The following is an 18,258-nucleotide window of genomic DNA, read 5'->3' as shown; positions in this document are numbered from 1 at the left end:
GTGTTCCCCTCCGTCAGGCGATCGGCTTGTCGAGCCCCTGCGTGCTCACCCACTGCTTGGCGGCCGCGGCGGGCTCGGTCTTGCTGCTGCCGGACACCGCGGTGTTCAGCGAGATCAGTTCGGCCGTGGTCAGTTTCGCGGACACCGCGTTGAGCACCTTGGTCAGCTTGTCGCTCTTCTTGGCGCTGTTGTAGAGCGGCACCACGTTCTGTGGCGGGAAGTTGTGCTTGGGGTCGGTCAGCACCACCAGGTTGTTGGCGGTGATGGCCGGGGAGGTGGTGAAGATATCGGCCGCGGTGACCTGACCGTCGACCAGCGCCTTCACCGTCGCGGGGCCGCCGCCGTCGGCGATCGGCACGAAGTTGGCGGTGGGGATGTCCAGGCCGTAGTTCTTCTTCAGGCCCGGCAGGCCGCCCGGGCGTTCGGAGAACTCCGCGGGCGCGGCCAGTTTCACCTCGGCCGAGTGCGAGGCCAGATCGGCGATGCTGGTCAGATTCCACTTGTCGGCGGTGGCCTTGGTGACCACGACCGCGTCGGAGTCCTCACCCGGCGCGGGGGTGCCGATGGCGAGCTGATCACCAAGCGCCTTGGTCAGCGCCGCGTTCACCTCGTCGGGGGTGGTGGCGGTGCTGGACTTGTCCAGGTACTGCAGCAGGTTGCCGGTGTAGTCCGGGATCAGCGAGATCGAGCACTGCTTCAGCGCGGGCACGTACGCCTCGCGGCTGCCGATGTTCAGCTTGGTGTCGATGCCGAAACCATTGGCGCGCAAGGCTTCCGCGTACACGTCGGCGACGGTCTCGGATTCCGGGAAGTTGGCCGAGCCGACGGTGAGCTTGTTGGTGTCGCCGCCGCAGTCGCCTCCGCCGCCGAGCGGATTGGACTTGGAGCCGCCGCAGGCGGACAGCGCCATGGCCGCGGCAAGCGCGACGGAGGCGGCGAGAATCCTGACGAGGGTTCGGGCGGTGCGCCTGCCGTCGGCGCGCGTGGTGGTGAGCGTGTGCACTGTCGTCCTTCCGAGCGGTGTGCGGCCAGGCGAGCGGGGCTACTTTCCACCCCGAAACAGACCTAACTGTCCATATTGCCTGTTCCATTCCTCGAACGTTGCCTACCCGGGGTTGGTTTCGGCATTTGGCGGATGGTGCCGCGCCATCCTGCCGGGGTGTTTCCACCCTGCGGAAGCACTGGGATCAGCCTGCGGCAGACTGTTGCGCGTGTCCGCCCGAACTGACTCCCTCGCGCGTCGCCTCTCGCGTCCACTGCTGGCCATCGCGGTCACGGCGGTCCTCGCCGCCTGCGGAAGTCACGAGACCGGGCCGGTTTTGACCGTGGGGGCCGGGGACTCGGCCGAGTCCATGATGATCGCCGAGATCTACGCGGGCGCGCTGGCACGGACCGGGCTGCGCACGCAGACCAAGGAGCGCATGGGGCAGCGCACCGATCTGCTCGCGGGACTGGACTCCGACACCATCGCGCTGTTCGGTGACGTCAGCGGTGACCTGCTGACCGCGCTCGATTCGACGGCCACCGCCACCAAACCGGATGCGGTCAATGCGGCACTGTCCAAGGCGCTTCCGGAAGGGGTCGTCGACTCCGACCCGGCCGACGGCACCGATCTGCGACCCACCGTGGTCGCGGCCGCGACCCGGAACGCGGAGTACCCGTCCTCGCTGAAGGAGCTCGCGCCGCGGTGCGCGGAGCTGACCGTCGGCATCACCACCGGGCCGCCGCTGGATGCCCTGCGCGCGCCGCTCGACCCGCAACGTGATGTGGTGGAGCCGCTGCGGACGGTCTACCACTGCGACATCGTGCACCCGGTGACCTACACGAACGACACCGACCTGCGAAAAGCGCTGTCCGACGGGGAAATCCAGCTCGGCGTCCTGGGCGGACCGCCCGCGTTGCTGCCCGACGGCGGTGTCGGCCTGACCTCGCTCGCCGACCCGGACTACGCCTTCCGCGCCGCGAGCGTGCTCCCGGTCCTGCGCAAGGGCGCGCTCACCGACCAGCAGATTCGCAAGCTCAATTATGTTGCGGGCGAACTCACCACGACCGACTTCGCCGATATGGTCCACCAGGTGCGCGATCAGGGCGCGGTGCCGTCCTCGGTCGCCCGCGACTGGCTCGACGCGCACGCGCTCTGAGTCTCTACGTCCACGCGCTCTGGGTGCCAACGTCTCTGTGAACCGGGTAGGGCTCCCCGATCCGGGCACACCGATCGGTTCGGACGAGTAACCTGAACTGATCATCCATGCCGTCCCGTCGATCCGGGGAGGACGAGGCATGTCGAAGCGTATTCGCTCCCAATCGATTACCCCCTGGGCGCTGAAAGCCCTTGCGCTGTGCGCGCTTACGGTGCTCGCGGTGGGCGCGTGCGGAGTCTCGGGCAAGGAACCCAAGACCACCCACGTCACCACCGCCGCCGGGGCGGACACCGCGCTCACCCAGGCCGTCACCGACGTCTATCAGAAGTTCTTCGACGGCGGCACGTCGGCCGATCAGAAGATCGCGCTGCTGGAGAACGGGCAGGCGTTCGCCGACACCATCAAGGCCCAGGCGGATACGCCGATCGCCAAGGGCACCAAGGCGACCGTGTCCAGCGTGACCGCCGCGGGCTCCGACCACGCGGACGTGGTGTTCACGGTGTCGCTGAATGGCACTCCCGCACTACAGGATCAGCCGGGTAGCGCCGTGCTCACCGCCGGTGCGTGGAAGGTGGCGGCCGCGACCTTCTGCAACCTGCTCTCCCTCGAGACGCAGGGCAAACCACCCGCGCCCTGCACGGCCGGGTCGGTCGTACCCACCAGCTGATATGCGCGAGACGGCCTGACATGCTGGGGACCGCACAGCGACCGCGCATCGCCTTGGCCACCGTCACGGCGGTGCTGTTCGTGACCTTCCTGGACACCACGGTCGTGAGTGTCACGCTCGGGAACGTCCAGTCCGATCTGCACGCGGGCGTGGTGTCGCTGCAGTGGGTGGTGAACGCGTACACGCTGGTGTTCGCGAGCCTCATGTTGACCGCCGGATCGCTGGGCGATCGGTGGGGGCGCAAGCGCGTCATGATCGCCGGGCTGGCGGTTTTCGCGGCGGGCTCGGTGTTGTCCGCGCTCGCGCCGACCGTGGCGGTGCTCATCGCGGGCCGGGCCGTCATGGGTCTGGGTGCGGCGGCCTCCGAACCGGGCACGCTGTCGGTCATCCGGCACGTGTTCCCCGATCGCGCCGAACGTGCTCGCGCACTGGGTGCTTGGGCGGCCGTCTCGGGTTTGGCGCTCGCGCTCGGGCCGGTCATCGGCGGTGTCCTGGTCGGGGCCTTCGGCTGGCGCTCGGTGTTCTGGTTCAACCTGGCCGTGGCCGCCGTCGTGCTGGCCGCCGCCCTCCGCTACGTGCCCGAATCCGCCGACCCGCAACCGGGTCCGGTCGATGTGGCCGGATTCCTCACGGGCTCGGCGTTTCTCGGCTGCGTGATCTACGCGGGCATCTCGGGGGAGGAGTCCGGGTACGGCGCGACGTCGGTAATCACCCTGTTCGTCCTCGGCGGCATTGCCTTCGCCGCGTTCCTGGCCATCGAATTGCGTGCCCGCAACCCGATGTTCGACTTCCACTACCTCAAACGCCCCATGGTGCGCAGCGCCCTGATCGTCGCCTTCGCCGTCTACTTCGGCATCTTCTCGATCTTCTTCTTCACCGCGCTGTATCTCCAAGAGGTGGTGGGCTATTCGGGCTGGCGCACCGCCGCGGTCTTCGCTCCCATGGCCGCCGCCATCATCCTCGGCGCCCTCTACGCGGGCTACTGGGTCGCGCGCCGCGGTTCCCGCACCCCCATGGTCACCGGCTGCCTCCTGGGTGCCGCGGGCATCCTCCTGACCCGCCAAATGTTGAGCGTCTCACCGGAATTCGGCCCCCTGGCCCTCGCCCTGGCCCTGGCCGGACTGGGTTTCGGCATAGCCGTGGTCCCCCTGACCTCGGCCGTCCTCTCCGGCGTCCCCGCCGAACACTCCGGCATGGCCGCCGCCGCCACCAACACCATGCGCCAGGTCGGCGCGGTAGTCGGCGTAGCCGCCCTCGGCTCCCTGGTGAACTCCTTCCTCAACTCCGACCTCACCGACCGCCTCAACCAACTCGGCATCCCCGCCAACTTCCAATCGATAGTCATCGACGCCATAGAAACCGGCAAGGTCCCCACCGGCGGCGACGCCGCCGCCTCAGCCGCCTACGGCCCCATAGTCGACCACGTCATCAACGCCACCTACGCCGCCTTCCACCGCGGCCTGGACGTAGCCCTCGAAGTCTCCGCCGCCATGATCCTCCTAGCCGCCCTCCTAACCCTGATCTCCTCCCGGGGCGACCATTCGGGCTACGAGTACGAGACCTAGTCCTGCGGCGCGCCCAACAGCGTGCGCGTGAGACCCGACGCCGAGTCGTTCATTTCGCCTAGGGCCGCGATCAGGTCCGCGTCGTCCACGGTCACCGGCTGCTGCTCCGGGCATGTGGTGATCGCCCGTAAAGCCGCGCGCCGCAATAACTCTTTGATGAAGGAGGCGGTCTGCCCGGCGGTGGCGGCCACGATCGGCTCGAGGTCGGCGGTTACCGTCAATCCCTTGCTGTAGAGCGCGAACAGTGCCGCCCGCCCGCGTGCGTCCGGCCGCGGGATCTCGACCGCGAGATCGACCCGGCCCGGCCGGTCGGCCAGCGCGGTTTCCAGCTCCCCGGCCCGGTTGGTGGTGAGCAGGAAGGTGACATCCGCGTCCCCGCCGATGCCGTCCATGGCGTCGAGCAGACTGAACAGCAAGGGATTTCCGGCCGGACTGTAGCTGCGATCCTTTGCGATGAGATCCACGTCCTCGACCACGACCACGCTCGGCTGCAGCCGCCGCGCCAGCGCGGCCGCGGCGTTGATCATGCGCATGGCGGAACCGCTGATGACGATCACCGTGGTTTCCGGCAGCCGCCCCATGAGATAGCGAACCGTGTGTGTCTTCCCGGTGCCGGGCGCACCATGAAGCAGCAGACCGCGTTTCACATGCTGCCCGGCCGCCCGCAAGCGTGCGCCGTGCGTGGCAATACCGACGGTGTGGCGCTCGATCAGATCCAGGACACCGTCGGGCAGCACCACATCCGCCGCGCCCAGATGCGGACGTGGCAGGAAGGTGACCAGCTCGTTCCCGCGATGCTCACTGACACCGAACGCAAGCACCTGTCCCCGGTAGACGTCATGCTCGACCATCAGCTCTTCGATGCGTTCGCGCGCCGCGGTGGCGGTAACCCGTTCCGCCGCAAGCACTGTCAGCTGACAATTCTGATTCCCGTAGCGCGGATCCGCGCCCCGCAGGCACAGCACAATCGGTGCGCCATCGGGAGCCGCGGTGTTCACCAGCCCAAGCTTCACGACCTCGGTGGATTTGTCCGGACCGATGGCGACCGTCGCGTAATCGACCGTACCGAGCTCATAGAATCCATGGCGGCGGGCATGCGTCAGCAGACCCATCAGATCATCGCCGGACCGCTGCGCCCCCGCGATCCCGAACCACTCGGGCGCGGATCCGCGCTCGGCCACATAGGCATCCACCCCACGCTGAACATTCACATGCTCCCAGTTCGGCCAGTCCGCAGTCACCATCGTGACCGCCGTCGGCTCCACGGCAAGATGCCCAAAGATCTTCTCCACCAGCGGATTCACCTGCCCATCGGTGGACACGGCATCCGCCGTCGCCTTGACGATCCGCTGCAGTTCCGCCGCAAACTCCCCGGCGTCGAAACGCTCACTCCCCATCCCGCCAAGCATCCTCGCCCACCCCCACCCCCGCAACGACTTTCGGTCGCTACCGTGGAGGTTCGGGGACAGTTTCCAACGGCGGTACGGAACTGGATACAACGGTGAACCCACAGAGTGGCGGGTATCTCGCCAATTGGCCATGGCCTACGGGGACTTTCATGGAGCGGTTGTGTCCGCGGTCGCGGGAGGATCTGCTGCGGCTCGGTGTGCAGACCCCATGTGAGCCGGGGAGGGTATTGATGCGGCAGGGGGAGCCGGGGAGCATGGTTTATCTGCTGCGCTCACGCGACCGGAGACTGTCGGCCTGCGTGAAGATCACCTCCGATGACGGCAAGTTGATCGCCATTCGGGTCAGCGGTGATGTGATCGGGGAGCTCGGTGCGCTGGTGCCGGATTCGCCGCGCTCGAATACCGCGACGGTCTGCACGGCGACGATCGCGCATCGAATACCGGGCGTTGTCTTCATGGCGTTCCTCGAATCGCATCGGGATGCGCTGCTGGTGCTGTGCCGCACGCTGGCGGACCGGTTGGCCTGGTCCGATCAACGCCGCCTCGATTTCGCCGGTTGTCCAGTGCCGATTCGATTGGCGCGGCTGCTGGTGGAATTTGTCGAGTCCTGGGGGCGTCGCGTCGACGAGGGGTGGGAGATCACCGTGCGGCTGTCGTACGAGGAACTCGGCAACCTCATCGGCGCCGGGTCCGACGCTGTCGGGCTCGCGATGCGGGAGATGCGGGATCGAAAGGCGGTGTGCCTGTACAACCGCCATGTGATCGTGCGAGACGTCGAATGTTTGCGCCGATTCACCGAATTCGACAAGAACTCCACGAAAGACCCTCGGGAGACCTGATTTTTCAGGCGTCCTTGCATTCGGGCCGTGTCACCCTCGGGAAATCCCCTCAGTTGTATCGGGGCACAACCCCGGAAGGTGTGATCAATGTCAGCACCCGAGAAGCCGCCCGGATCGCGCACGGTCGACGAGCTCTACCGAACCCTGTTGCTCGTGCACAGTCCGCTGGCGGCCACGCTCATCGTCGTCGCCGTGACCGGGGAGTTGCCGCCTGACGTCACTGTTGCAGGGCCGCGGTGAGATCCGCGTTGAGGGCTAGGGCGGGGAGGGAGGCTACGAGCATGTCCACGAGGGCTTCTCGGGTGATGGGTTGGTCGCGGAGCCAGGTGAGGACTACTTCTTCGACGAAGGCGATCCAGCCTCGGATGGCCAGGGAGAGGCGGGGGTGGTCGGGGTTGTCGGGGGGGATGGGGGCTTCGGCGAGGATGCGGTCGGCGGTGGCTTGGCGGGCGTCGGCGACGAGTTCGGCCATTTCGGGGCGGGCGCTGACGGGGCCGCGGAGCAGGGCGTGGTAGCCGGAGCTGTTCTCGCTGACGTAGTCGATGTAGCGCTCGATGGCGTCGCGCAGCATGGAGAACAGGTCCAGGTTGCGGTCGGGGGCGGTGCGTTCCAGGAAGTCGGCGTTGGCCTGACGCACGATGGCGACCTGGAAGTCCTGCTTGGAGGCGAAGTAGTGGAACAGCAGGCCGCGGGAGATGCCCGCGCGGTCGGCGATCTCGGTGATGGAGATGTCGTCGAGATCGTGTTCGCGCAGCATTTCCACCCCGAGTGTGATGAGCTGCTGGCGGCGTTCGGCCGGGCTCAGGCGCACCCGTTTGCCATTCGGCGCTGGAGCCGAGTTGTCCGGTCTGCTCACGCTGCGCTCCTTGGTCACGGGTCCACTTTACTGAACATGAGTCAATACTGTTGACTGGTGCTCAATAAGACCCTACTCTCGCTTATATGAGTCGCAAGGTTACAGACAAAGCTGTCCGCAACGGCGCTGCTCGGGAAGCCAATGGTGCTGCTCGGGAAGCCAATGGTGCTGCTCGGGAAGCTCGGCACGCCCACGTGATCATCGTCGGCAGCGGGTTCTCGGGCCTGGGGCTGGCCGTTCGGCTGCGCCAGCAGGGCCGCACCGACTTCCTCGTGCTCGAGCGCGGGAACGATGTCGGCGGCACCTGGCGCGACAACACCTACCCGGGCGCCGCCTGCGACGTGCCCTCGCAGCTGTACTCGTACTCCTTCGCGCTCAATCCGGAGTGGTCGCGTTCGTTCTCCAAGCAGCCGGAGATCCAGCGCTACATCCAGGGCGTGGCCGACAAGTACCAGGTGCGAGACAAGCACATCTTCGACTGCGAGATGACCGGCGCGCAGTGGAACGCCGAGGACGCCCGTTGGGAGATCCAGACCAGCCAGGGGCCCTTCACCGCCGACATCCTGGTCTCCGCGGTCGGCGCGCTGTGCGAGCCCAACCTGCCGGACATCAAGGGCATCAACGATTTCCAGGGCGAGATCTTCCACTCTGCCCGCTGGAACCACGACTCCGACCTGACCGGCAAGCGCGTCGCCGTCATCGGCACCGGCGCCTCCGCCATTCAGATCGTCCCCAGCATTGCCTCGAAGGTCGCGCACCTGGACGTCTACCAGCGCACCGCGCCCTGGCTGCTGCCGCGCGTGGACCGCGAATACCTGGGCCCGGAGAAGTTCGCGCTCAAGCACATTCCGGCGCTGCGCGCGCTCTACCGCGCGGGCATCTACGCCTCCCGCGAGACGCAGGTGGTGGGCCTGGCCAAGTTCCCGCCCGCCATGCTGATTCTCGAATCCATTGCCCGCGCCAAGCTTTTCGCCGAGGTGCGCGACCCGGAGCTGCGCCGCAAGGTCACCCCGAACTTCCGCATCGGCTGCAAGCGCATGCTCATCTCCAACGACTACTACCCGGCCCTGAGCCGCGACAATGTCGATGTCGTGACCGAGGGCATCAAGGAGATCCGCGCGAATTCCGTTGTCACCAAGGACGGCACCGAGCGCGAGGTCGACGCCATCATCGTCGCCACCGGCTTCCACGTCACCGACTCGCCGGTCTACGACACCGTCTCCGGGCGCGACGGCCGTACCCTGGCCGAGGTTTTCGACGCCATCGGGCAGCAGGGCTACAAGGGTTCGGCCATCCACAACTACCCCAATATGTTCTTCATGCTGGGGCCGAACGTGGGTCTGGGCCACACCTCCATGGTTTTCATGATCGAATCGCAGATCAACTACATCGCCGACGCGATCGCACAGTTCGACAAGCTGGGCCTGCGCACCGTGGAAGTCCGCAAGGACGTGCAGGACGAATTCAATACCGAACTGCAGCGCAAACTCGAGGGCGCGGTGTGGAGCACCGGCGGCTGCGCCTCCTGGTATCTGGACAAGCACGGCAACAACACCACGCTGTGGCCGGACTTCACCTTCCGGTTCCGCAGCCTGCTCGAACACTTCGACGTCTCGGCCTACGACACGACGACCGAGCGTGTCGCCCAGGCTGTTTAGTCCATCCCATCGACCGAAGGCGGTAATCGTGAGCAACGACGCTTACTTCAAGGACAAGGTCTGCGTGATCACCGGCGCGGGTTCCGGCATCGGCCGGGCGCTGGCGGAGAACCTGGCCCGGCGCGGCGCGCACCTGGCGCTGTCCGACATCGACGCCGAGGGTCTCGCCGAAACCGTGCGGCGCTGCGAAAAGTACGGCGTGAAGATCAAATCCGACCGGCTCAACGTGGCCGAGCGGGAGTCGGTGCTGCTCTATGCCGACGAGGTGAAGAAGTACTTCGGCAAGGTCAATCAGATCTACAACAATGCCGGAATCGCCCACCACGGCGATGTGCTCGACACCTCCTTCAAGGACGTCGAGCGCATCATGGACGTCGACTTCTGGGGAGTCGTCAACGGCACCAAGGCCTTCCTGCCGTACCTCATCGAATCCGGTGCGGGCCACGTCGTGAACATCTCCAGCCTCTTCGGCCTGATCGCGGTCCCGGGTCAGAGCGCCTACAACGCGGCCAAGTTCGCGGTGCGCGGCTTCACCGAGGCGCTGCGTCAGGAAATGCTCATGAACGGGACGCCGGTCAAGGTCACCTGCGTGCATCCGGGCGGCATCAAGACCGCGGTGGCCCGCAATGCCACCGTCGCCGAGGGGCTCAACCAGAAGAATCTGGCCGCCCTGTTCGACTCCAAGCTGGCGCTGCACACCCCGGAAATGGCCGCGCAGACCATTACCGAGGCGGTCCGCAAGGGTCACGGTCGGGTGCTGATCGGTTGGGAGGCAAAGGCTCTCGACCTGTTCGTGCGCACCACCGCCTCGTACTATCAGCGCATCTCCGCCGTGGTGCAGAAGCGCTTCCTGCCGTAAGGATTTCCCCGGTCATGCCCGATATGACACCGCGGTCGCTCGATATGACACTGCCATTGCCGCTCGCCCGCGCCGCGCTCGGTCCGGTCTTCCGGATCATGCTCAACCACCGCCTGCCCTTCACTGTGCAACGGGCACTGATGAATTGGGGCGCACCGGCCCAGCGCGGGCCGCGCGGTGTCCACGTGGAGCGCGTTCGGCTGGGCGGTCGCCCGGCTGAACGGGTGACGGTGGGCCCGGTCTCGGATGCCGCGACCGTGCTGTACCTGCACGGCGGCGGCTACACCGTCGGTTCGCCCGCCACGCACCGCGCCCTGGCCGCCTTCCTGGCCCGCGAAACCGGTTGTGCCGTCCAGGTTCTGGACTACCGGCTGGCTCCCGAGCACCCGTTCCCGGCCGCGCTCGAGGACGCCGAGGCCGCCTTCCTGGAGCTGGTCTCGCTCGGCTATCGGCCGGAACGCATTGCGGTGGCGGGTGATTCGGCCGGTGGCGGGCTCTCGCTCGCGCTGGCCGAACGACTGCGCGACCGGCACGCCATGATTCCGGCCGCGCTCGGGCTGATCGCGCCGTGGGGCGACCCCAACGAGGTGCCCGCCCGCGATCGCGATCTGGTCATCAACCGGCCGTGGTCGCGGGCCTGCGCGGCGGCCTACCTGGGCACCGGCGACGGCTCGGACACCGGCTACGCCCCGCTGCTCGGCGATCTGCACGGCCTGCCGCCCACCTACGTCCAGGCCGATGTGGACGAGTTGCTGCACGATCAGTGCGTGCGCCTGGTCGCCGGACTGCGGGCCGCCGGGGTGCCGACCGAGTTCACCGAGACCGAGGGTCTCTGGCATGTGTCCCAATTGCAGGCCGGACTGGTCGGCCCGGCCGCGCGGATCACCGTCGAGCTCGGCGAATTTCTGCGACGGGCCCTTCGACCTGCGCAAAGCCGGTCAATAGGATAGGGACAAGACACAACGCGGGACGGTGCGGAAACCGGTTCGGACGGTCCGCCGGGAGTTACCTGTGCGCGTGGCGTAAATTACCCGCGAGTAAACCCACTGTGGAAGGGCAGCGATGCGAGAGTTCGAAGTCCCGGCTACCTACACCATTCCGGAAACCGCCAATATGTCGGACGGCGCGTTCCGGCATGCGGAGCAGACGCCCGATCTGGTCGTCTTCAACACCCCGGACGGTAAGGGCGGCTGGAACGACGTCACGGCGACCGAATTCGCCAAGGCCGTGACCGACGTGGCGAAGGGTCTCATCGCCTCGGGCATCGAACTCGGTGACCGCGTCGCCATCATGGCCGCCACCAGCTACGAGTGGGTCGTGCTGGACTTCGCCATCTGGGCCGCGGGCGGCTGCACCGTCGCCATCTTCGACAGCTCCTCGGCCGAGCAGGTGCGCTGGATCCTGTCGGACTCCGGCACCAAGGTCATCGTGGTGCAGAACGACAAGCACCGGGCCACCGTCGCGGAAATCGAAGGCGGACTGCCGGATCTGAAGGAAGTCCTGCAGATCGACAAGGGCGCGGTCGCCGAGCTGGTCGCCCGCGGCAAGGACATCGACGACGCCGTCGTGCACGAGCGCCGCGCCCAGGTGAAGGCCGCCTCCCCGGCGACCCTCATCTACACCTCCGGCACCACCGGACGCCCCAAGGGCGTCATGCTCTCGCACTCCAACCTGTACGCCGAATCGGCCGCCGACCGCTCGGCCATGAGCGAGTTCCTGCAGCCGGGTCGCAAGTCGCTGCTGTTCCTGCCGCTGGCCCACGTCTTCGCCCGCGCGGTCGCGCTGGCCGCCTTCGACGCCGGTGTCACCGTCGCCCACACCTCGGACTGGTCCACGCTGGTCGACCAGTTCGGCCAGTACAAGCCGAATTTCATTCTCTCGGTGCCGCGCGTGTTCGAGAAGGTGTTCAACGGCGCGAAGCAGAAGGCGCACGACGGCGGCAAGGGCAAGATCTTCGACTACGCCACCGAGATCGCCATCCAGTACAGCCAGTCACTGGAAAAGGGCGGCCCCGGCCTGCTGCTCAAGCTGCAGCACACCGTGCTGGACAAGCTCGTGTTCAGCAAGCTGCGCGAGGCCATGGGCGGACAGTGCTCCTCGGCCGTCTCCGGTGGCGGACCGCTGGGTTCGCGCCTGGGCCACTACTTCCGCGGCGCGGGCGTCACCATCTACGAGGGCTACGGTCTGACCGAGTCCACCGCGGCCGTCAGCGTGAACACGCCCAAGTTCATCAAGGTCGGCTCGGTGGGCCGCCCGTTGCCCGGCCACGGCGCGAAGGTCGCCGAGGACGGCGAGCTGCTGATCCGCGGCCCGGTCGTGTTCGCCGGGTACTGGAAGAACGAGGAAGCCACCAAGGACGCCTTCGACGCCGACGGCTGGTTCAAGACCGGCGACCTGGGCGCGATCGACGACAACGGCTTCATCTCCATCACCGGCCGCAAGAAGGAAATCCTGGTCACCGCGGGTGGCAAGAACGTCTCCCCGACCATGCTCGAGGACTCGCTGCGCCAGCACCCGCTGGTCAGCCAGGTCATGGTGGTCGGCGACGGCCAGCCCTTCATCGGCGCCCTCATCACCCTCGACCAGGACACCCTCCCGGCATGGCTGGAGCGCAACGGCATCGGCGCCGACACCCCCATCGAGCACGTCATCGAAAACCCGGCCCTGGTAGCCGAAATCAACGACGCGGTCGCCGCCACCAACAAACTGGTCTCCCACGCAGAGGCAATCAAGAAGATCCGCATCCTCCCGGTCGACTGGACCGAAGAGGGCGGCGAACTCACCCCCAAGCTCTCCCTCAAGCGAGCCGTGGTCATGAAGAAATACGCCGCCGACGTAGACGCGATCTACAACTCCTGACGGAGTCGCGGGGTTCGGGGCCTAGCCCTGCCGCTCTGGTGAAATGGTAAGGGGCGCACGGATTCTCCCGTGCGCCCCTCTCATTTTCAACGCCTGGATCGCGACAAAGGCGGTGTGTCAAGGTGGGTGGGTAGCGGTTGGGTGGGCGATGGGGAGTGTGTGATGGAGTTTCGAGGTCGGGGTCTAGCTGAGCGGTGGGATGGGCGGCCGACGTTCGTGTTGGTGCATGGGGCTCACGCGAACTCCTCGGCTTGGGCTGGGGTGGTGCGGGAACTCGCGCTGCTCGGGCATCGGGCGGTGGCGGTTGATCTGCCCGGGCATGGGATCGATGCGTGCTTTCCGGTGTCGTATCAGTCGCCCCAGGATTTGGTCGCGCTCGCTGGGCAGGTGTCGCCGCTGGCCCATGTGACGCTCGATGACAATGTGGACCATGTGGAGGCGGCGGTGCGGCGGGTGGCGCAGTACGGGCCCGTCGTCCTGGCCGGGACCAGTGGTGGGGGCGCAACGATCAGTGGAGTCGGGAATGCGGTACCCGAGCTGCTGGCCCGGATCGTGTACATCTCCGCCTGGTGCTGTGTGTCCTTGCCCAGTGTCGCTGCGTATTTGGCGACCCTGGGGCATTACGACGTCGCCGCGACCATGGTGAATTGGCGTACCGCCGATGCGTCGACCCTCGCGGCGCTCAAGGAGGGGCTGATGGCGGATGCGAGCGACGATCAGTTCCGGGCTTGTTTGAATACCCTCGAACCGGCTGACTCCGTGCAGGTGCTCACCGCGGATTCCCGGGTGCGGGCGCAGACTTGGGGGCGGATCCCGCGCACCTACATCCGGTTCGCGCGCGATCGGGCGATCCCAATCGACGTGCAGGACAAGATGATCGCCGAAGCCGACGCGCTCACCCCGGACAACGTGTTCGACGTCCACACCATCGACACCAGCCACATGGGCACCTACCTGCGCCCCAGGGAGATCGCCGCCATCCTCGATGGTCTCGCGGTGATCGAAGGATCTCCCCGTGGGACTGTCGTTAGGTGAGGCGTTCGAGGAAATCGGCTATGAGGGGGGCGATTTCGGGGAGGTGGGTTTCGAGGGCGAAGTGGCCCGTGTCGAACAGGTGGAGGTCGGCATCGGGGAGGTCTGCGAGGTAGGCGTGTGCGCCGGGCTCGGGGAAGAAGGGGTCGTTCGCGCCCCAGGTGATGAGGGTGGGGGGAGTGTGTTTGCGGAGCCAGGATTGCCATTCGGGGTAGCGGGCGACATTGGATTTGTAGTCGAAGGCCAAGGCCACTTGGGCTTCCTTGCGGCCGGGGAGGTCCAGGTAGTGCTGGTCCAGGGTCCAGGCGTCGGGGTTGAGGAGGGTGGGGTCGGGGACGCCGGTTTCGTATTGGCTGCGGGTGCCTTCCAGGGTGAGGAGGCCGCGGACGATGTCCTCGTCGCCCTCGTGGTCGGGGCGTAGGGCGATGAAACCCTGTGCGGCTTCGGATAATCCGGCTTCGTAGGCGTTGCCGTTCTGGATTATCAGGCCGGTGATCCGGTCCGGGTGGCGGGTGGCCAGGCGTAGGCCGATGGGGGCACCGAAGTCGAAGATGTACATGGCGAAGGCGGTCAGGCCCAGGCGTTCGACGAAGCCCTCGGTGATATCGGCCAGGCGGTCGAAGGTGTAGTCGAAATCGGGGGGCGCGACGGTGTTTCCGAAGCCGGGGTAGTCGGGGGCGATGAGTCGGTAGTGGGTGCCCAGTGCGTCGATGAGGCGGCGGAACTGGTGCGAGGCGGTGGGAAAACCGTGGAGTAGCAACAGGACCGGGGCGTCGGGGCGGGTGGGGACTGACTCGCGGTAGAAGACCTCGACGCCGTCGACATCGATGCGACGGTGCTGGACGAGGGGCAGGCTGCTCATGGCTCACATGCTTTCAGTAGGCGATGATGCATTAGTTCTACGTCAACCGTTTCTAACGTGTCAATGGCCTCATGTACCATTAGAACCGTGGCTGATCTCGAACCCCTGATCGGTGAACCCCTCGCCTTGGACCTGGTGAACACCCGGCCCCTCGGTGCCGACCTGCTGGAAACCCCCGCACAGCTGGCTGATTGGCTGCACCTGGAGGCCGACCGGCTACCCGAGCCGCCGCCCGCGCATCTCACCGCCGGGGATCTGACCGCCGTCCGTGAGGTGCGCGAGTGCACGGCCACCGCCCTGGACGCCCTCCGGCGCGGCCGCCGCCCGCCCGCCGCGGCGCTGCGTGGGCTCACCGCCGCCCAATCGGCCGCACCCGCCATCCGCCGCCTGGACTGGAACGGCGACGCCGTCACCGAAACCTTTGTGCGCCTCGGTGATCCGGGCACCCGCCTGGCCGCTCACCTGGCCGATGCCGCCGCGACCCTGCTCACCGATCCCTCGGTCTCCCGAATCAAACAGTGCGGTGCCGAGGACTGCGTCATGCTGTTCCTGCCCGCCCATCCCCGACGCCAATGGTGCTCACCCGATCGCTGCGGCAATCGCGTCCGCGTGGCCCGCTACTACCAGCGCCACAAGGCCGTCGACTGATCCGATCGAGGAGGAAATCTCGTGCCCGCTTCCGCGATATGGGCGACAGCCCGGCCGATATGCCCGACGAGGTACTCGACCGCATTGCCAATGCGCAATTCCCGCTGAGCGACACCAATATCCTCATGCTCTCCGACTGCCCGCCCGGCACCGAGATCGACAACTCCAAGCCCGGTTTCACCGTGCAGCTCGAGACGGACTCCGCCGCCGAGGCCGAGCGCTTCTTCAACGCGCTCGCCGTGGGCGGCAAGGTGGAGATGGCGTTCGGTCCGGTGCAGTGGGCCGAGGCATTCGGCATGCTCACCGACAAGTTCTCGGTGCCGTGGATGATCAATTACACCGGCAACGCCCAGATGTGAATCACTCCGGACCGGGGCGTCCCGGTTGGCTGCGCGCGAACCGCTCGGCCGCCATTTCGCGAAAACGACCGGCCGCCAACGGTAGATAGGCGTCCTCACGCCAGCACACGTGCAGGGTGCGGCGGCAGTGGACATCGTCGATGTGCAGCCAGGCGACCGGCGGCCCCGGATACTCGCTCGCCATGCTCGGCAGCAGCCCGACACCGAATCCGGTGGCGACCAGATTACGGATCGCCGCCGGTTCGTCGCCCTCGCAGGCGATGTTCGGGCGCAGCCCGGCCCGGCAGAAGACGCGATCGAGCACCCGGCGCTGCCAATAGTCGGGCGAGGTGGTGATGAAGGGCTCATCGGCGAGCTCCGCGACCGTGACCCGATCCCGGTTCGCGAGCCGATGCCGGGGCGAAACCGCCAGCAGCACTTCCTCGTCCAGCAGTTCGCGCACGGCAATGCCGGGTTCGGCGATCGGCCGCGACACCAGCCCGAGGTCGATCTCACCCGCCGTCAACCGGGCCACCACCTGCTCGGTGGTGCCGGAGAACAGCTGCACCCGCACCCCCGGGTACGCCTGCACGAAGTCGGCGACCACATGCTGGACGACCATCAGATTCTCCGCGCCGACCGCGACCGAACCCCGTTCTTCCTCGGCGAGATCCGCGAGTTCCCGGCGCGCGCTGTCGAGTTCGTCCAGGGCGCGATCCACCCGCGCCAGGAAGGCCGTCCCGAATCGATTGAGCCGCAGCCTGCGACCCTGCCGATCGAACAGCGGCACCCCGAGTTCGCTCTCCAACCGGGTGATGGTGCGGCTCAGCGACGGCTGCGCGACCCGCAGTTCCTCGGCGACCCGGGTGATGTTCTCGGTACGCGCGACCATCCGGAAGTACCGCAGCTGCAACAGGTCCATGCATATAACTCTAAAGGCATTGCGATATAGCGATTTTGGTCGTGGAAGCTATCAACCAACGCTTTTACCGTTCGAGTATGACCGCTCTGCACCCCGCCGAACCGGTGGCAAAGCCTGGTGACGCAACGACAGTGCCCACCGCGGACGCGCCCGCGCGCAACCCGTGGCTCACCATGATCGCCATTACCGGCGGCCAATTTCTGGCCGTCCTGTCCACCACCGTGATCAGCGTGGCACTGCCGACCATCGGCCGCGACCTGCACGCGAGCCCGACCGCCACCGAATGGATCGTCAACTCCTACGTGCTCGTCTACGCCAGCCTGCTGATGCTCAGCGGCGGCCTCGGCGACCGTTACGGCCGCAGGGGCGTGTTCCTCACCGGCATGGTCGTCTACGGACTCGGCGCACTCGTCGCCGGGCTGGCACCGAGCCTGCCGATCCTGTTGGCGGGCCGCGTGATTCAGGGCATCGGCCCCGCGCTCCTGGTGCCGACCGGGCTGGCCATTCTGCGCGCGTCCTTCCCCGATGAGCGGGAGCGCGCCATCGCGATCGGCACCTTCTCGACCGCGTCGGGCCTGTCGCTGGCCCTGGGACCGGTGATCGGCGGGATCGTGGTGAACGGGCTCGGCTGGCGCTGGGTGCTGCTGCTCAATGTGCCGCTGGTCGCCGTGTTCACCGCCGTCTCCGTGCTGGTCGTGCCGCGCCTGCCGCGCCCGTCCGTCAGCGGCCGATTCGATTGGCAGGGAGCCGTGCTGACCATGGTCGCCGTCTCGGCCCTGTCCTTCGGGCTGATCGAGGGCCGGGCGCGCGGCTGGCATTCCGCCCCGATCCTGGCCGCGTTCCTCGGCGCGGCAATCGCTTTCGCGGTCTTCGCGCTCTGGGAGCGACGCCACGCCGACCCGCTGGTCGACTTCGAGCTGTTCCGCAGCCGCCACTTCACCGCGGCGAACTCGGCGGGCCTGGTCGCCTTCTTCGCCTTCATCGGTCTGATCGTCTACCTCAGCGCGTATTTCCAACAGGTGCAGGGACATTCGGCGATCCGCGCCGGATTCGACGTGTGCGCCATCGGCATCGCATTCGCCGCGGCCACCCCGATCTCCGGCCGCCTGGTGGGCCGGGTGGGCGCGCGCCTACCCATGGTGACTGGGCTGGCGGTGGCCGGACTCGCCACCCTCGGCCTGCTCGGCGTGCAGCGCGACACCGGGCTCGGTGCGATCTGGTGGTTGTTGGCGCTCGGCGGCTTCGGCATCGGACTGTGCCTGACCCCGATGACCGCGACCGCGCTGGCGGCCGTGCACCCGCACCGGGCGGGTATGGCCTCCTCGGTGCACAACGCCTTGCGGCAGCTCGGGCAGGTGCTCGGCGTCGCGGTGCTGGGCACCCTGGTCTACAACGGACCGGTGCCTGCCATGGGCGGACTGCACCATGCCTTCGTGCTGGCAGGCGGAAGTCTGCTGGTGATGGCCGTGATCGCGGCGGTCGCGCTGCGCGGGGAAGCCAACCGAGCGCGGTGAGGCCAGCCGAGGGCGGTGACGCCAACCGGGTCGACTAAAGCTGACCGACCGAGCGTCACGGTTCCGTAATTTCCCGATCGGGCTCACGG

General features: G+C 67.2%; 18 protein-coding genes. 13 read left to right on the top strand and 5 right to left on the bottom strand.

Going from position 1 to position 18,258, the window contains the following annotated elements:
* Nucleotides 1–13 precede the first annotated feature (13 nt).
* Nucleotides 14–910 carry an ABC transporter substrate-binding protein gene (locus VMT40_RS18805; protein WP_326360251.1) on the bottom strand — a complete coding sequence of 299 codons (897 nt, stop codon included), beginning with the start codon at nucleotides 908–910 and terminating at the stop codon, nucleotides 14–16.
* Between the two features lie 301 nt (nucleotides 911–1,211).
* Here VMT40_RS18805 and VMT40_RS18800 point away from each other — a divergent pair, with 301 nt between their 5' ends.
* From VMT40_RS18800 to VMT40_RS18790, 3 genes are all read left to right on the top strand, one after another.
* Nucleotides 1,212–2,141 carry a glycine betaine ABC transporter substrate-binding protein gene (locus tag VMT40_RS18800; protein WP_326359631.1) on the top strand — a complete coding sequence of 310 codons (930 nt, stop codon included), beginning with the start codon at nucleotides 1,212–1,214 and terminating at the stop codon, nucleotides 2,139–2,141.
* Nucleotides 2,142–2,280: 139 nt separating this feature from the next.
* Nucleotides 2,281–2,808 (top strand): hypothetical protein, encoded by a 528-nt coding sequence (locus VMT40_RS18795; protein WP_326359630.1) that lies wholly within the window; start codon nucleotides 2,281–2,283, stop codon nucleotides 2,806–2,808.
* Nucleotides 2,809–2,828: 20 nt separating this feature from the next.
* Nucleotides 2,829–4,373 carry an MFS transporter gene (locus VMT40_RS18790; protein ID WP_326359628.1) on the top strand — a complete coding sequence of 515 codons (1,545 nt, stop codon included), beginning with the start codon at nucleotides 2,829–2,831 and terminating at the stop codon, nucleotides 4,371–4,373.
* Here VMT40_RS18790 and VMT40_RS18785 read toward each other — a convergent pair.
* Nucleotides 4,370–5,770 (bottom strand): ATP-binding protein, encoded by a 1,401-nt coding sequence (locus VMT40_RS18785; protein ID WP_326359626.1) that lies wholly within the window; start codon nucleotides 5,768–5,770, stop codon nucleotides 4,370–4,372. The genes VMT40_RS18790 and VMT40_RS18785 overlap by 4 nt on opposite strands.
* A gap of 161 nt (nucleotides 5,771–5,931) precedes the next feature.
* Between VMT40_RS18785 and VMT40_RS18780 the strand changes: the two genes are divergently transcribed.
* Both VMT40_RS18780 and VMT40_RS18775 read left to right on the top strand, forming a co-directional pair.
* Nucleotides 5,932–6,621: a Crp/Fnr family transcriptional regulator gene (locus VMT40_RS18780; RefSeq protein WP_326359625.1), complete on the top strand. Its 690-nt coding sequence runs from the start codon at nucleotides 5,932–5,934 to the stop codon at nucleotides 6,619–6,621.
* An 87-nt stretch (nucleotides 6,622–6,708) separates the two neighbouring features.
* Nucleotides 6,709–6,861: a hypothetical protein gene (locus VMT40_RS18775; RefSeq protein ID WP_326359624.1), complete on the top strand. Its 153-nt coding sequence runs from the start codon at nucleotides 6,709–6,711 to the stop codon at nucleotides 6,859–6,861.
* Here VMT40_RS18775 and VMT40_RS18770 read toward each other — a convergent pair.
* Nucleotides 6,839–7,477 (bottom strand): TetR/AcrR family transcriptional regulator, encoded by a 639-nt coding sequence (locus VMT40_RS18770; RefSeq protein ID WP_326359623.1) that lies wholly within the window; start codon nucleotides 7,475–7,477, stop codon nucleotides 6,839–6,841. The two genes, VMT40_RS18775 and VMT40_RS18770, sit on opposite strands and share 23 nt — an antisense overlap.
* A gap of 86 nt (nucleotides 7,478–7,563) precedes the next feature.
* On the opposite strand from VMT40_RS18770, the gene VMT40_RS18765 reads away from it, so the two are divergent.
* The 5 genes from VMT40_RS18765 to VMT40_RS18745 all read left to right on the top strand — a co-directional run bounded on the left by VMT40_RS18765 (nucleotide 7,564) and on the right by VMT40_RS18745 (nucleotide 13,888).
* Nucleotides 7,564–9,135, top strand: a complete 1,572-nt coding sequence (locus tag VMT40_RS18765) for a flavin-containing monooxygenase (protein ID WP_326359621.1) — start codon at nucleotides 7,564–7,566, stop codon at nucleotides 9,133–9,135.
* Between the two features lie 28 nt (nucleotides 9,136–9,163).
* Nucleotides 9,164–9,994 (top strand): SDR family NAD(P)-dependent oxidoreductase, encoded by an 831-nt coding sequence (locus VMT40_RS18760; RefSeq protein WP_326359620.1) that lies wholly within the window; start codon nucleotides 9,164–9,166, stop codon nucleotides 9,992–9,994.
* Between the two features lie 14 nt (nucleotides 9,995–10,008).
* Nucleotides 10,009–10,944: an alpha/beta hydrolase gene (locus VMT40_RS18755; protein ID WP_326359618.1), complete on the top strand. Its 936-nt coding sequence runs from the start codon at nucleotides 10,009–10,011 to the stop codon at nucleotides 10,942–10,944.
* 112 nt (nucleotides 10,945–11,056) lie between these two features.
* A complete protein-coding gene (locus VMT40_RS18750) occupies nucleotides 11,057–12,853 on the top strand; it encodes an AMP-dependent synthetase/ligase (RefSeq protein ID WP_326359617.1) in 1,797 nt (598 codons plus the stop codon).
* 162 nt (nucleotides 12,854–13,015) lie between these two features.
* Nucleotides 13,016–13,888 (top strand): alpha/beta fold hydrolase, encoded by an 873-nt coding sequence (locus tag VMT40_RS18745; RefSeq protein WP_326359615.1) that lies wholly within the window; start codon nucleotides 13,016–13,018, stop codon nucleotides 13,886–13,888.
* Here the strand turns inward: VMT40_RS18745 and VMT40_RS18740 are convergent.
* Entirely contained in the window at nucleotides 13,881–14,747 is an 867-nt protein-coding gene (locus tag VMT40_RS18740) for an alpha/beta fold hydrolase (RefSeq protein WP_326359614.1), read from the bottom strand. The genes VMT40_RS18745 and VMT40_RS18740 overlap by 8 nt on opposite strands.
* Nucleotides 14,748–14,834: 87 nt before the next feature.
* Between VMT40_RS18740 and VMT40_RS18735 the strand changes: the two genes are divergently transcribed.
* Together VMT40_RS18735 and VMT40_RS18730 are read left to right on the top strand one after the other, a co-directional pair.
* Nucleotides 14,835–15,395 carry a CGNR zinc finger domain-containing protein gene (locus tag VMT40_RS18735; RefSeq protein ID WP_326359613.1) on the top strand — a complete coding sequence of 187 codons (561 nt, stop codon included), beginning with the start codon at nucleotides 14,835–14,837 and terminating at the stop codon, nucleotides 15,393–15,395.
* 38 nt (nucleotides 15,396–15,433) lie between these two features.
* The gene (locus VMT40_RS18730; RefSeq protein WP_326359612.1) at nucleotides 15,434–15,754 is read left to right on the top strand and encodes a hypothetical protein; all 321 of its coding nucleotides are present in this window, start codon (nucleotides 15,434–15,436) and stop codon (nucleotides 15,752–15,754) included.
* Between the two features lies 1 nt (nucleotide 15,755).
* Here the strand turns inward: VMT40_RS18730 and VMT40_RS18725 are convergent, their stop codons facing one another.
* A complete protein-coding gene (locus VMT40_RS18725) occupies nucleotides 15,756–16,655 on the bottom strand; it encodes a LysR family transcriptional regulator (protein ID WP_326359610.1) in 900 nt (299 codons plus the stop codon).
* Nucleotides 16,656–16,732: 77 nt separating this feature from the next.
* Between VMT40_RS18725 and VMT40_RS18720 the strand changes: the two genes are divergently transcribed.
* Nucleotides 16,733–18,169, top strand: a complete 1,437-nt coding sequence (locus tag VMT40_RS18720) for a DHA2 family efflux MFS transporter permease subunit (protein WP_326359608.1) — start codon at nucleotides 16,733–16,735, stop codon at nucleotides 18,167–18,169.
* Nucleotides 18,170–18,258 lie beyond the last annotated feature (89 nt).

The sequence above is a fragment of the Nocardia sp. CDC160 genome (genome assembly GCF_035818795.1).
In the GTDB taxonomy this organism is placed as follows: Bacteria; Actinomycetota; Actinomycetes; order Mycobacteriales; family Mycobacteriaceae; genus Nocardia.
This window is presented reverse-complemented; position numbering and strand designations above follow the sequence as displayed.

What these genes read in the sequence shown, in the direction of transcription:
- VMT40_RS18765 (WP_326359621.1), top strand. Translation starts at nt 7,564, where the DNA reads ATGAGTCGCAAGGTTACAGACAAAGCTGTCCGCAACGGCGCTGCTCGG.
- VMT40_RS18805 (WP_326360251.1), bottom strand. Translation starts at nt 910, where the DNA reads ATGGCGCTGTCCGCCTGCGGCGGCTCCAAGTCCAATCCGCTCGGCGGC.
- VMT40_RS18755 (WP_326359618.1), top strand. Translation starts at nt 10,009, where the DNA reads ATGCCCGATATGACACCGCGGTCGCTCGATATGACACTGCCATTGCCG.
- VMT40_RS18745 (WP_326359615.1), top strand. Translation starts at nt 13,016, where the DNA reads ATGGAGTTTCGAGGTCGGGGTCTAGCTGAGCGGTGGGATGGGCGGCCG.
- VMT40_RS18775 (WP_326359624.1), top strand. Translation starts at nt 6,709, where the DNA reads ATGTCAGCACCCGAGAAGCCGCCCGGATCGCGCACGGTCGACGAGCTC.
- VMT40_RS18780 (WP_326359625.1), top strand. Translation starts at nt 5,932, where the DNA reads ATGGAGCGGTTGTGTCCGCGGTCGCGGGAGGATCTGCTGCGGCTCGGT.
- VMT40_RS18785 (WP_326359626.1), bottom strand. Translation starts at nt 5,770, where the DNA reads ATGGGGAGTGAGCGTTTCGACGCCGGGGAGTTTGCGGCGGAACTGCAG.
- VMT40_RS18795 (WP_326359630.1), top strand. Translation starts at nt 2,281, where the DNA reads ATGTCGAAGCGTATTCGCTCCCAATCGATTACCCCCTGGGCGCTGAAA.
- VMT40_RS18750 (WP_326359617.1), top strand. Translation starts at nt 11,057, where the DNA reads ATGCGAGAGTTCGAAGTCCCGGCTACCTACACCATTCCGGAAACCGCC.
- VMT40_RS18730 (WP_326359612.1), top strand. Translation starts at nt 15,434, where the DNA reads ATGGGCGACAGCCCGGCCGATATGCCCGACGAGGTACTCGACCGCATT.
- VMT40_RS18790 (WP_326359628.1), top strand. Translation starts at nt 2,829, where the DNA reads ATGCTGGGGACCGCACAGCGACCGCGCATCGCCTTGGCCACCGTCACG.
- VMT40_RS18720 (WP_326359608.1), top strand. Translation starts at nt 16,733, where the DNA reads ATGACCGCTCTGCACCCCGCCGAACCGGTGGCAAAGCCTGGTGACGCA.
- VMT40_RS18740 (WP_326359614.1), bottom strand. Translation starts at nt 14,747, where the DNA reads ATGAGCAGCCTGCCCCTCGTCCAGCACCGTCGCATCGATGTCGACGGC.
- VMT40_RS18725 (WP_326359610.1), bottom strand. Translation starts at nt 16,655, where the DNA reads ATGGACCTGTTGCAGCTGCGGTACTTCCGGATGGTCGCGCGTACCGAG.